Source organism: Corynebacterium sp. HMSC076D02 (genome assembly GCF_001813815.1).
Taxonomy (GTDB): domain Bacteria; phylum Actinomycetota; class Actinomycetes; order Mycobacteriales; family Mycobacteriaceae; genus Corynebacterium; species Corynebacterium simulans.
This window is the reverse complement of sequence record NZ_KV814057.1, coordinates 1-12,454: the sequence shown is the minus strand read 5'-3', so window position 1 is coordinate 12,454 and position 12,454 is coordinate 1. Positions and strand designations below refer to the sequence as shown.

Below are 12,454 nucleotides of genomic sequence, written 5' to 3'. Positions count from 1 at the left end.
GAGACACCGCACATACTCTAGCGGCCCCTAGGCCCCTTCCCTAAAAGAACCGTCAACAGTGATAACAGGCAGAACCGACCACGCAAAATTGATCCAGGCATCTGTCTTTTTCCACGAGAAATCCGGCTCAAAGATGGTCGTGGGCTTGGTGTAAATAACGGCTGACTTCACCTCAGCGGCCGTTTCCGCCAGCAGGTTGACCACGAGATCGAGGGTCTTTCCAGAATCGGCCACGTCATCGACCACCAGAACCTTCTTGCCCTGCAAGGATTCGATATCCAGCTGCGGGTTAAGCAGAACTGGCTCGGGCAAGGTCGCACCGATGTCGGTGTAGAACTCCACGTTGATTGCGCCCATTTCTTTGACGCCGATTGCATAGCCGATGGCGCCTGCTGGGATGAGGCCGCCGCGGGCCACGCCCACGATGAGATCAGGGAACCACCCAGAATCAATGACTTGTTGGGAGAGCGCTCGACTTGCCTCGCCGAATGTTTCCCACGTGAGGTTCTCGCGTTCTGAGTTAAACCATTCTGGGACGCTCATGCGGCTTACCTGCTCCTTCGACCGACGAATCTTTTCGTATAGTCTATCGGAAAGGAACCTCGCCCAAAGTTCTTCTGAGCTTTCTTGTGTGCAAACGGGAGGGATTTCCTGCTAGCTGCTCCACTGCGCGCACCGCGCACATCACGTGCGCTTCCTTAGAGTTCGAGTAAAAGGCCTGCGCTTGTGCAGGCAGCTTGGGGACGGCATGCAAAGGCAAATCGGAGACGGACAGGAGCGTGCCATAAGGAACGCGGTAGCGGTAACCGTTTCCCGCCAGCGTGCAGGACTCCATATCCACCGCCACAGCGGTGGAGTGCTGTAGCCACTCCCACAGGTCGCGGGAGGTGCGCCATTCCCAGTTGCGGTCGTCGGTCGAGAGCACCGTGCCGGTACGCATCAAAGGATTATCGTCACCGTAGACCTCCCGCACGGAGGCCTCCAGCATGCGCTGCACTTCAGGTATAGCGGGAATCGGATTCCCCGCGCCCACCTTGCGGTCGAGAATGTGGTCCTCGCGCTGATAGGCATTACCCAGGATGAGGTCGCCGATACGCATGCGGCCGTCCAGTCCAGCGCAGTGCCCGATCATGATCCACGCCTCGGGGCGCAGGACAGCAAGGCAGTCCGTGATTGTCTTGGCGTTGGATGGGCCAACGCCAATGTTGATCATCGTGATTCCGTCCCCGCTGGCCGTGATGAGGTCAAAACGTGGCATCTGATAGCGGGAGGTTAGGGTGAGCTCGCCGACGTCGAGAAGCACGGCGTCATTCGAGTGGATCGTCTCCCCAGTAGGCAACACCAGCGCCGTGTAGCGGGAATCCTCTTTGGTGAGCTCGCGCAGGCCGAACTTCACAAACTCCGTGGTGTGCATGGCGTAGTTGGTGAACAGGATGTACTTCTGCACCGTGTCGACCTCGATGCCGGTGTAGTGCTCGATGCGCGCGCACGCGATGTCAAAGCGCTGCGGGCCAAAGTGGAAAAGCGGCTTTTCCTTGCCGTGGAAGGCCTTCCACTCTCCGTCGATGATGGCATCGTTGACCTCGTCCAGAGTGGGGCGCGGTATCTCACCGCGGTTCTCGGGCACTGGACCGGCGTCACGGATGTACTCCGGTGGGATGAGCTCATTCGACTGGCCTACGTAAATGTCACAGGGATAGTTCTCTGTCAGCCTTGATAGCTGCTCCGTGAGGTAATCACGCAGGAGCTGAGGTTTGGAAATGACGGCAGAAAAGCGGCCAGCCTGGTCCACGTATCCAAAGGGTTCGGAACGGTCGATGGGCTGCCATTCGCGCACGTGCACAGTGATTTTGGGATAGACCACGTGCCTATAACGATCGAAATCCCCCGTCGCGAGGGATTTACGCGCGAGGGAGCACGAGCTGTCATAGAGCTCGATGAGACGGCATACTGCCTCTTCAACAAAGTGGGCATGCTGCAGGTCAGTCATGCCAGCGAGTGTAGTTCGGGTACACCATTTAGGCAGCTTCGATGGTGCCGGGAAACCGTCGAGGGAGGGACCGCTAGCTGCCCCAAGGCTATTGAATTAACGAGGGCCCACCAGCTGCGCACTGGCGGGCCCTCTCCCCATGACTAATCTTCGGCACCTGGTAAAGAAGTGGAGCGCATCTTCCCAAGTAACCGCCCGTGATTAGGCAAGCCTTAGTTTATAAAACTTTTGGATGATGGTCAAGCGTTTTCCAAACTTTTTAAACTACTTCATAAAACTGCCCATGAAGTGCATAAATGGATGAAGGGTACAATTTTGACGCATGGCACCAGATCCGATCGTTGAATTGCGAAACTCAATCTCCGCGCAACTCGGGAAGTTTTGGCGCCCCAGTGAAGACTCACCGCGCTATGGAATCGCAACCCCTGCAACCGCAATCGCGTTGCGCGAGGACGTCTCCCAAGAGATCGCCTCGCGCCTCCACGCACGCCCCGACTCCACGCCCGGAGAAAAGATCCTAGAAGCGGACACCGCAGCCACCCTCCCCTTCGGCGCACGCATCAAGCCCCGCGGCATCTTCGAGGACGATTGGTCCGCCCGCCCAACGCCGGAGCGGCCCTGGCCAGTAATCCTCATTCACGGCACCTGCGACACTAAAGGCATCTGGCAGCTGCTCGGCACCCAACTCCGCGAGGACGGATGGGCAGTTTTTGCCCCTGACTACGGCAACCGAGCAACCCAGCCCATCCCTGAGTCTTCTCAACAACTGGGCTCCTACATTGATGCAGTCCTCAACGTTACCGGCGCAGAAAAAGCTATCCTCGTCGGCCACTCTCAGGGTGGGCTGTTAGCCCGTTACTGGATGCGCATCGATGGCGGCGCCGAAAAGGTCCGCCATCTCATCTGCCTAAGCTCCCCCAACCACGGCACGACGCAGGGCGGAATCGTCAGCCGGCTTGTGCGCAGCGGACGCCAAGAAGCGGTGATGCGCTCCATCATTGATGGTTGGTTCGGACCAGCCGGCATGCAGCAAATCGTCGGAAGTAAGATCCTCCTCGATACAAACGTCGACGGCGACCTCGAGCCCGGCGTGACCTACACGTGCATCGCCACGAAGAACGACGCCGTGGTGGTTCCTCCCGAGACGTGCTTCCTAGACGGCAGCAAGGTCAAGGACGGCACCGTGCGCAACATCTACGTTCAGGACTTCGACAAACGCGCCGTCGTCATGCACGAGGACATGCCACTGGACAAGCGTGTGCACGCCATCGTACGCACGCTCCTTGAGCTCATTAACTAGATGCTCGGCAGCGCTGGCATTGCGGGAAGTAGCCCCGATTTCATGATCGCATGACCGATGATGGCAAACATTCCACCGAGCGCGGTAAAGCCCAAGATGTAATTCCATGCTTCAGCGAAGCTGGAGGTCTGTTGCTGTGCTGGTTCCGCACAGGTTTGGGTGGGGTCGCATGTTTGCTCGGCGCTCGCCTGCGGTGCCAAGAGAAGGGAGCTGGAGAGCGCGACAACAAGGGCTAGTTTTCGCATGATTTTTCCTTAGACAAAGTGTTGAGATTTGAGTATTGGTCGATTTAAATGTTGGACAATTTGTATGTGGAGATAAGTGAGTCGATGCCCGTGGGCGGACAGCGCTGCGGCAACACGCACAGCCGGCCATCGATCTCAGCTACCGTGATGTCCCATCCATAAACCTCGGACAAGACCGCATCGGCGTAGACCTCCGGCACGGTTCCGTGGGCCACCACCTTCCCGTCCGCCATGCACACGATGTGATCGCAATACGCGGCAGCAGCGTTGAGGTCATGCAGCACCACAAGGACTGCAATTCCGCCTTGCTTAGCCAGTGCTTGGGCCAAGGAAAGTACCTGCTCCTGATGGTGGATATCCAGGGCAGCGGTGGGTTCATCGAGCAAGATAACCGGGGTTTGCTGCGCGAGCACACGGGCCAAAGCAACCCGTGCCCGCTCACCGCCCGACAGCGTGACGACGTCACGGCCGACCAGATGCGCGACGTCGGCAGCAGCTAAGGCCGCGGCGACGATCTCTTCATCCTCAGCCTCAGATGAAGTGCCCGCCCACGGACTTCGGCCCATCGCAACCACGTCGCGCACTAGGAACTCGAAGGACACTCCAACATCCTGCAGCATCACCGCCCGCAGACGGGCCAGTTCGTTTGGGGAAAGCCCCGTGGGGTCAAGCTCAGCCAGCTGTACGCTTCCGGAGTATTCAAGGTCTCCCGCGACCGCGGCCAATACCGTCGATTTGCCGGCGCCATTCGGCCCGATGAGACCCGTAACCTCGCCAGGTTGTGCGTCGAAAGAAACGGCGTCGACAAGCTTGCGGTGCCCAATTTCAACAGTAAGTCCCCGCACCGAAATCACGAGTGCATCCCTTTTCGCATCATCCGCCGCAACAACACAAAGAAACAGGGGCCACCCACTAGCGCGGTGAAGATTCCGATGGGCAAGTCCGCAAAGGGAATCAGCGTACGTGCAGCAACGTCGGCAAACCCGATGAGTACCGCGCCAGCAAGAGCCGAGGCTGGTAACAAGATTTTGTTCGCAGGCCCCACGATGGTGCGCAACAGGTGCGGCACGATGAGTCCCACGAAACCGATGAGGCCAGCGAAGGACACTGCGCCCGCGGTCAGCACCGCAGAAGCAACGATCGCGGCGATACGCAACCTTTGGACGTTGATGCCGATATGCCCCGCCGCGCGTTCGCCCAAGGCTAAGGCGTCGAGCTGCTCACCCAAGCGGAAAGCCACGAACGCTCCTAATGCAGCCACTGGTAGCACCACCCAGACGTGCTTCCACTGCGCGCCGTTGAGGGATCCCATTTGCCAGAAAATGATCTGCTCCCGGTTGGCGGTGGGCGCCAGATAAACCATGAAGGAGATGACCGCATTGCACACTGCGTTAATAGCGATGCCGGTCAGGATCAGGTTGACAACGGCCACGCGTCCGCCATGGCGAGCGAGTTGATAGATCAACGCGGTAACGGCAAGTGCCGTGAGAAAAGCTGCGGCAGGCACGATGAAGGTGCCCAGCAAGGAGACGTTGAAGACGATGACCACGGCGGCGCCCACGCCAGCGCCGGAGGTCACGCCGATGATGGAGGGCTCTGCCAAGGGGTTGGCAAAGACGGCCTGCATCAAGGTGCCAGCCACGCCAAGCGACGCCCCGACCAAAAAGCCCAGTGCGATTCGTGGAAGGCGAATCTCCCACACCACATTGGCGGACAAGGCCTCTTGGTGCGGACCGCCGGCAAGGATTGGAAACAGATCCTGCACAGGCACGTAGTACTGGCCCAACACGATGGAGACCAGCGCAGCGGCACACAGCAGCACCGCCAGGACGATGAAGACCCACGTTCTTTTGCGCTGGCGCTTCTCAAAAACGTCAGGCTGTGCGTTCAGCGTTGTATTAAGCGTCTGGAGCATAAACTGCCTTCGCCAATTTGATGAGCGTCTGCCCCGTCATCGGCCCGAAAGCCAAGGATTGCCCATCCGGGATGGTGACGATTCTCTGCTTCTTTCCGGCAGTGGTCTGTGCGACACCTGGGCGCTGCATGAGGCCGTCGATTCCGCCGGTCGACTCCAAGCCGTTGGTCATCATGATGATCACCTCGGGGTCGATCTTGGCCAAGGCCTCGGCGTTTGCTGGTTCGGCGTAGGACAGATGGTTTTCGGTTCCGAGATCCACGCCACCGACTCCCTCGATGAGGTCGCGGGCGCCCGTGCCCTCTCCCATGATGAAGAAGACACCACCGTTGCCACGCGCGTAGAGGAATGCCATGCGCATGGGCTCGTCTGGCACCAGCTCGGCGATGGCGGCCTTCGCCTCATCGATTTCCTTAATTGACCTCTCCCCCAGCTCCTTTGCTTCTTCGGGCAGGCCGACGACCCCGCCAAGCTTCGCAATGTCCTCGCCAACCGAATCGATGGTGCGCTGCGGTTCCATGACCACAGTGGTCACGCCAGCGGCGCGAATCTGATCGATTGCGTCGCGCGGCCCGATGGAGTGATCGACAATCACCAGCGTGGGCTCGAGCGAGAGAACAGCCTCAACATTGATATTGTGTCCGCCTTCGGTAACCACCGGCAGATCCTGTAGGTTGGGTTCGGTTGAGGAAACAGTGCGACCGACGATGTTGTCCGCTAGGCCTAAGCCAGTCAGCGATTTGGTGTAGGTGCCATAGATGTCGAGAGCCAAGATGCGCGAGACGTCATTGACGGTCACATCGTTGCCGTCAGCGTCCGTGAGTTCTACTGGCAGCTGCGGTTCCACGGAATCCGCCACTGGTTCGATGTCTTTGAAGTCGCTGACGTTACTTAGTCCGGTAAAGGAACGAGGGTCGCTCACGCTATCTGCTGCGGGCAGTTCGCTCGTGAGGTCCTCATACCCGCCTTGGACGCCACACGCGCCGAGAGTCAGCGCGCACACCAGCGTCAGAAAAATAGAGGAGAACTTTTTCATGTTTTAGGTCTTTTCTCTTTTTAAGCTGGTTAAGCCGGGTTCTGCATGACCAAGCGGCTAGTAGAGCCGCCCGCGATCACGAGTCCGGCGATGAGCAGCAGCAGGTAGGTGCGGGAGTCGCCCCACTCAAAGCCCTTGTCCTGCGCTGCGGCAGACTTGATCTTGAAGTTGCCAGATCCGTCCTGGTAGCCCTGCGACTCGCCGCCTGTCAGCGATGCTGCGTCTGCGTTCTTGCCTGCCGCGCCAGCACCAGTAGATCCGGATTTAGATCCGCCGGAGGTGCCCGCGGCGCCAGAGCCACCGCCTGTGACGGCAGCGCAATCTGCGCTGCCTCCTAGGTCTGCACTGATGGAGAGCGGATCCAGCTGTGTGCCTGGCTCATAGAAACCAGCAAAAGCCTCGGAGCCGGTCTCGCTCAGGGCCACGCTCGCCTCACCTTGTAGGGAGTTTTCTCCCACGTCGAGGGAGCTGAAGCTGAGATCACCGATTACGGTTCGGCCAAAGTCCTTCTTTTCGCCTTCCATGTTGGAAGAGCTGACGTCACCAATCAGCTGCCCGGAGTTGCCGTTGAAGGTGACCGCGAGATTGGAGATATTAAGATCGAGTTTGCCGTGGTGACCGCTAAAGTGCATCGAGCCGGAGTACTGAATGCTGCCTGCGTTCCCGTTTACAGCGCCGGAGTTGCCGTTAAAGGTGAAGCGCTCATTTTCGTAACCCACTGCGTTAAGGTCCCAGCGGCCCTGCGCAATCGAGCCAGTGATGTAGGACTGGAAGGACTTCTTTACACCCCATGCAGCGCTAGCTTGGGTAACGCCAGTGGCCTCGCACTTCTCGTCCCCGTGACCAGCGCTTCCTGCAGCCGCAGCTCCTGCAGCCTGCGTTCCCGTTTCGGCCTTGGTTCCTGCGGACTGGCTTCCGTTTCCGGAAGCTGTAGACGCACCCGTACTCTTGGTGTCACCACCTTTTTGCGCTGCGCTGTGCGATGCCCCGTTGGAGCCGCCTGCCGCAGTACCACCGGAATTACCAGCGGAATCGCCATAAAAGGACTTGAGCTGGCTCAAGAATTTCTCGGTGTTACCCATGAACGTGGTGATGCCATTCATGGTGTCGTTAGTCTCGGACAGGATTGCCATGGCCTCTTTGTTGAAGCCGGTAAATTTACCAGTGATCGACGTTGGGACATCGCCGGTGCCTTTGCCTGCCGCGCAACTACCATCAAGGCCCACGGTTCCCGAGGAAGGATCCAAGGCTTCGCCGGGCTCGTAGAAGCCGGTGAAGAGGCGATTTCCGCCCTGCGTCAAAGTGGTGGAGCCGGTGAGGTTGACCGAGCCGCTCTCGGGTTTGACCGGATTCTGCAGGTCAATAATCGCAATGACTTCATTGTCACCCCGGATTTCCTGGCCTCGGGCCATGGCGGATCTATCGAGCTCGTAAGAGACGTAGTCCACCGAGATCTCTGCGCGGTTTCCCGAGGCGTGGACTTGGAAGTCGGACAAGTTCATGTCAAGGACGCCGTTGTGCCCCTTGAAACTGAGGTTTCCGTTGAAGGGGATCACCACCGAGTCCCCTTCCACACTGGCCTTTGTCGGCGTGAAGGTAAACGCACCCTGACCGCGTTCATCACCTGTGAAACCAATGCCATTTGCGCCCCACGAACCATGTGCAATGTTGCCTTTGATGTAGTTGCGGAATGATTGCTTAATTCCCCAGTTCCAGGTGCAGTTTTCTGCCGCATGGGCTGTTTGGGGTGTCAGCGCAGCGGCCGGACCTGCAACCAAGAACGCGGAGGCAAGGCATGCAAGAAGGGTTCTTTTCATGAGAGTGAGTCACCTTAACGAAGAGATTTAGATAGGCTAGGCTTACTTAATGCATGTTATACTTACCTAACTTAAAAGGCAGGCGTCAACCGTGTACCCCTCTTTGACCACAGAAAACACCCCCTCCGTGGACGCTTTCCGCAACATTTACCCCGATGTAGATCCAGCAGTCGGCCTACCGCTCACGGTAGGCGAACGCATCGCCATCGCCGTGGCCGTAGCCACTCTCGTATTCGGCGGAGCAACCGGGAACCTCATCGTTGGGGCCGCTGGGCTCGCATTTGTCCTTTTCTGCGCCGTGGCTCAAACGCACAAACCGCAGCGCCGCATCCGCGCGGAAGCACGCGGGCGCTTCCCCAACCTCAATTGGTATGAAAACACCACCGTGGCACCCGGCTACGTCATCCCCTCCCTGTGGTTGTTGATCATCGCGGGCACGCTGGCGGCGTGGTGGTTCACGCCGGTCAAGTACTTACTTCACGTAGGTGTACTCAGTGCACTCGTTGCGGCACTCATCATTTGGTTTATGCCGGGCCTGAACCCTATATGGACAGCTCGTCGAGCAGCTCGTCAAAAGCCGGACCAACCTGCGTCCGCCACAGCGTATCCACACGATTATCCCCACGCCCCGGACCACCGTTAATCACGGATACCCGCTTACCCGCTTTCTTGGCGTCGAGCACAAAACGGAAACCGCTCATCACGGCCAGCGAGGAGCCCACCACCAGCAGGGAGCGCGATCCAGCCAGAATCTCATAGGCCGCATCCTTCTTCGCGGCCGGAACCGGTTCCCCAAAGTAGACCACGTCCGGCTTGAGGAGCAGTGAGCCGCACACAACGCAGGGCGGCATCACAAACTCATCGACGGCCTCCTGCGAAAGCGCCACGTCACCGTCCGGGTTGACCTGGTCCTCGCTGACCCCCCAGCGCGCTACGAAGCCCGGGTTGAGGGTCTCCGCGCGGACGTCGAAAAGCTCGCGCTCTTCCACGTTCCCGCAGTTCAGGCAAACCACGTGCTTCATGTCACCGTGCAAGGCAACGACATTTTTCTGCCCCGCCTCCTTGTGGAGGCCATCGACGTTCTGCGTGACAAGCCCACTGAGCAGCCCGGCGCGCTCGAGCTCCACCAAGGCGTAGTGCGTGCGATTCGGGCGCGCAGTATCCATCACGCGCCAGCCCACAAAGGCACGCGCCCAGTAGCGGTGCGAGGCCGCGGGATAGTGCCGAAACTCCTGGTAAGTCATGGGTCGATGCCTGCTCAACGAACCTTTCGGGCCGCGATAATCCGGCACGCCCGACTCCGTGGACACCCCCGCCCCCGTGAGCACCATGACGCCACCTGCACGCAGTTGCTTGGCGACGTCGCTAAGCGCAAGCCCTGGCTGCGTCGGTTCCGCGGTCTCCGTGACGACGCGCTCAATAGAACGCAACGCGGACTTGTGGGCTAATTCAACGGCGGGATCCATGCCTCCAATTTAGGACAACTCGGGCCAAGCTAGGGAAGGGTCTCCACGTAGAGCCAATCCGAATCCAACTCTCCGTGGCGCGAACACTTCGTACTCCAACCGTCCGGGCGGACCTGCGCCACCATGCGCCGCCCGCAGATCTGGCAAAAACGCGGCACGTCCAAGCCGGCTGCCGCCGCTGGATGCAGGTGCGCGTCTTTAAACGGCTCGCCGGTATTCGGATGGAAGATTGGCTCCTCCCCTGCCAATACGGCAGCAGCCAACTCATCCATTACAGAGCCTTGATCGGCAGATCGATGCGGCCCAGCATGTCGACGTCCTTTTCAATCTGACGGCCAAGCGTGGTCAGGTAGTTGCCCGCAATGATCGCGTTGATGCCGCCGAGCAGACCCTTCTCCGTGCCGTCGTCGCCAAGCGAAAGCTCGCGGCCGCCTGCAAAGCGCAAGGTCACAGACGGCATCGCCAAGCGGAAAGCGGCAACGGCGCGCAGCGCTTCACCCAGCGGAACCAGCGGGTAATCCGCAAATGGGGTGCCGGGGCGCGGATCGAGGAAGTTCATTGGGACCTCGCAAGGCTCGATCTGCGCGAGCTGGTACGCGAACTCGGCGCGATCCTCCAAGGACTCACCCATGCCGATGATGCCGCCGGAGCATACTTCCATGCCCACGGCGCGCACGTTCTCCAGGGTCTCCTTGCGCTCGTCCCAGGTGTGGGTGGTGACCACGTTCGGAAAGAAGGAACGGGAGGTCTCCAAGTTGTGGTTGTAGCGCTGGGCGCCCATGTCCTTCAGGCGCTGCGCCTGCTCGCGCGTGAGCGTGCCGAGCGAGCAAGAAATCTCGATATCGACTTCATCCAAAATCGCCGGGATTGCCTCCGCGACCTGGGAAAGCAAGTTCTCATCCGGCGACTTTACAGCGGCAACGATGCAAAACTCCGTCGCACCAGTCTTGGCGGTCTTCTTGGCGGCCTCCACCAACTCCGGAATGTTCAGGCGGGCCGCACGCACCGGGGACTCAAAAAGACCGGACTGCGAGCAGAAATGGCAATCCTCCGGGCAACCGCCGGTTTTAATCGAGATGATTCCCTCCACGGAAACATCCGGGCCGCACCACTTCAGGCGGGTCTGGTGCGCAATGTCTGCGATTTCCTCGAGCTGCTCATCCGGAACCTGCAGCACTTCCAGCAATTCTTCTTGGCTGAGACCAATTCCCTGGCCTAGGGCTTTATCACGGGCGATTTCGATAATGCTCATGGAGAGCAGCGTACTTGAACGTCGTTCAATTTTTGTTAAAAGAACCGAAATTTCACCCGGCGACTACCCTTAAACGCATGACGCTTTACGACGACACCCTGGAACTACTGCAAGAACTCATCCGCAATGCCTGCGTCAATGACCTCACGCCGGACTCCGGCAACGAGGTGCGCAACGCCGACACCTTGGAGAAGTTCTTTGCGGGCACCGACGTCTCCATCGCGCGTTATGAATCCCACCCCTCGCGCGTGAGCATCGTTGTCACCGTCCCAGGCGATCCAGAAAAGGAGCCGCTTACCCTCATGGGACACACGGATGTGGTTCCCGTTGACGAGCCGAAGTGGACCAAGCCGCCTTTCGACGCCCTCATTGAAGACGGCAAGCTCTACGGCCGCGGCGCCGTCGACATGCTCTTTATTACCGCCTCCATGGCGGCGGTCACCCGCAAGATTGCCCAGGAGGGCAACCCGGGCGGCACCCTTGCATTCGTAGGCATGGCCGACGAAGAAGCCCGCGGCGGGCTCGGCGTGAAGTTCATGTCGGAGCAGCACCCGGATGCGTTTTCGTGGAAGAACTGCCTGTCCGAGACCGGCGGCAGCCACCTACCCGACGCAGTGGGCTTTAATGTGGGCGAAAAGGGCGCCGGCCAGCGCCGCATCCACGTGCATGGCGACGCCGGCCACGGATCCACGCCCTATGGCAAGGACTTTGCAATTTTGAAGATCGGCGAGGTCGCACGCCGCATCGCCGCTGCTGAACCGCCGGTTGCTTCGAATGAGATCTGGGAGGGATTCGTCAAGACCTTCAAGTTCGATCCAGAAACAGAGGCGGCACTAATTGCAGGTACCGGCGATTACTCGAAGTTCGGCGATCTTGCCGCGTACGCTCACGCGTTTAGCCACACCACCATCGCCGAGACCGTCCTACGAGCTGGCGGCGCAATCAACGTGCTGCCTTCCCACGCCTACCTGGAGATGGATATCCGCCCCTTCCCAGGCCAGACCCAGGATGAGCTCGATGACTTCCTGCGCGAGGCACTAGGAGATCTTGCTGACGAGGTAGAAATCGAGCACCTGATTACGGAAGACGCCACGCAATCTTCCACCGATACGAAGCTCTGGCACGCGATTGAGGCAACCTCCAAAGAGTTCTTCCCCGATAAAGATGTGGTTCCAGTCCATGCCACGGGTGGTTCCGATCTGCGTTTCGCGCGCCGTATGGGCGGCAACGCCTATGGCTTTGCCATGCATGCCGAAGCCCGCGATATGGCGAGCGCCAACTCCCAGCTACACAGCCACGACGAGCACCTTTATCTCGAGGATTTGGAGCTTACAGTGCGCGCTTATGACTCACTTGTAACGCGGTTCCTTTCTTCCGAAAAGTAGGTCACTACCTGGGATGGGGTTGCCCGCAAATTGTGGACACGTAGTGGA

The 12,454-nt window shown here is 59.3% G+C and carries 13 protein-coding genes; 3 read left to right on the top strand and 10 right to left on the bottom strand.

The genetic code is table 11. The features are described 5' to 3' along the window. Nucleotides 1-27: 27 nt before the first annotated feature. Entirely contained in the window at nt 28-543 is a 516-nt protein-coding gene (locus HMPREF2935_RS07540; RefSeq protein ID WP_061919934.1) for a phosphoribosyltransferase, read from the bottom strand. Nucleotides 544-586: 43 nt separating this feature from the next. Then, the gene (gene amn / locus HMPREF2935_RS07535; RefSeq protein WP_070732645.1) at nt 587-1,990 is read right to left on the bottom strand and encodes an AMP nucleosidase; all 1,404 of its coding nucleotides are present in this window, start codon (nt 1,988-1,990) and stop codon (nt 587-589) included. 322 nt (nt 1,991-2,312) lie between these two features. Here amn and HMPREF2935_RS07530 point away from each other — a divergent pair, with 322 nt between their 5' ends. Beyond that, nucleotides 2,313-3,290 (top strand): esterase/lipase family protein, encoded by a 978-nt coding sequence (locus tag HMPREF2935_RS07530; RefSeq protein WP_083313202.1) that lies wholly within the window; start codon nt 2,313-2,315, stop codon nt 3,288-3,290. On the opposite strand, the gene HMPREF2935_RS07525 is transcribed toward HMPREF2935_RS07530, so the two are convergent. From HMPREF2935_RS07525 to HMPREF2935_RS07505, 5 genes are read right to left on the bottom strand one after another with little or no spacing between them, the layout of a single operon-like run. Then, complete coding sequence (locus tag HMPREF2935_RS07525) at nt 3,287-3,535, bottom strand: hypothetical protein (protein ID WP_070732643.1); 249 nt, start codon at nt 3,533-3,535, stop codon at nt 3,287-3,289. The genes HMPREF2935_RS07530 and HMPREF2935_RS07525 overlap by 4 nt on opposite strands. Before the next feature lie 44 nt (nt 3,536-3,579). Then, nucleotides 3,580-4,389, bottom strand: coding sequence for a heme ABC transporter ATP-binding protein (locus tag HMPREF2935_RS07520; RefSeq protein WP_070732642.1), 810 nt, complete (start codon nt 4,387-4,389; stop codon nt 3,580-3,582). Continuing rightward, nucleotides 4,386-5,450 (bottom strand): FecCD family ABC transporter permease, encoded by a 1,065-nt coding sequence (locus tag HMPREF2935_RS07515; protein ID WP_061919926.1) that lies wholly within the window; start codon nt 5,448-5,450, stop codon nt 4,386-4,388. The genes HMPREF2935_RS07520 and HMPREF2935_RS07515 overlap by 4 nt, the downstream gene beginning before the upstream one ends. Next, nucleotides 5,434-6,486 carry a heme/hemin ABC transporter substrate-binding protein gene (locus HMPREF2935_RS07510; protein WP_070433344.1) on the bottom strand — a complete coding sequence of 351 codons (1,053 nt, stop codon included), beginning with the start codon at nt 6,484-6,486 and terminating at the stop codon, nt 5,434-5,436. Before HMPREF2935_RS07510 ends, HMPREF2935_RS07515 begins: the two co-directional genes overlap by 17 nt. Before the next feature lie 29 nt (nt 6,487-6,515). Next, nucleotides 6,516-8,303, bottom strand: coding sequence for an HtaA domain-containing protein (locus tag HMPREF2935_RS07505; protein WP_070732640.1), 1,788 nt, complete (start codon nt 8,301-8,303; stop codon nt 6,516-6,518). Between the two features lie 91 nt (nt 8,304-8,394). Between HMPREF2935_RS07505 and HMPREF2935_RS13025 the strand changes: the two genes are divergently transcribed. After that, nucleotides 8,395-8,946 carry a hypothetical protein gene (locus tag HMPREF2935_RS13025; protein ID WP_141756036.1) on the top strand — a complete coding sequence of 184 codons (552 nt, stop codon included), beginning with the start codon at nt 8,395-8,397 and terminating at the stop codon, nt 8,944-8,946. Here the strand turns inward: HMPREF2935_RS13025 and HMPREF2935_RS07500 are convergent. From HMPREF2935_RS07500 to bioB, 3 genes are read right to left on the bottom strand one after another with little or no spacing between them, the layout of a single operon-like run. After that, the gene (locus HMPREF2935_RS07500; protein ID WP_070732638.1) at nt 8,846-9,769 is read right to left on the bottom strand and encodes a Sir2 family NAD-dependent protein deacetylase; all 924 of its coding nucleotides are present in this window, start codon (nt 9,767-9,769) and stop codon (nt 8,846-8,848) included. The genes HMPREF2935_RS13025 and HMPREF2935_RS07500 overlap by 101 nt on opposite strands. A 29-nt stretch (nt 9,770-9,798) precedes the next feature. Next, nucleotides 9,799-10,041: a biotin synthase auxiliary protein BsaP gene (locus HMPREF2935_RS07495; protein WP_061919918.1), complete on the bottom strand. Its 243-nt coding sequence runs from the start codon at nt 10,039-10,041 to the stop codon at nt 9,799-9,801. After that, a complete protein-coding gene (gene bioB, locus HMPREF2935_RS07490; RefSeq protein ID WP_070732636.1) occupies nt 10,041-11,021 on the bottom strand; it encodes a biotin synthase BioB in 981 nt (326 codons plus the stop codon). The genes HMPREF2935_RS07495 and bioB overlap by 1 nt, the downstream gene beginning before the upstream one ends. A gap of 77 nt (nt 11,022-11,098) precedes the next feature. Here bioB and HMPREF2935_RS07485 point away from each other — a divergent pair, with 77 nt between their 5' ends. Beyond that, complete coding sequence (locus HMPREF2935_RS07485) at nt 11,099-12,406, top strand: M20/M25/M40 family metallo-hydrolase (protein ID WP_062036344.1); 1,308 nt, start codon at nt 11,099-11,101, stop codon at nt 12,404-12,406. Nucleotides 12,407-12,454: the final 48 nt, after the last annotated feature.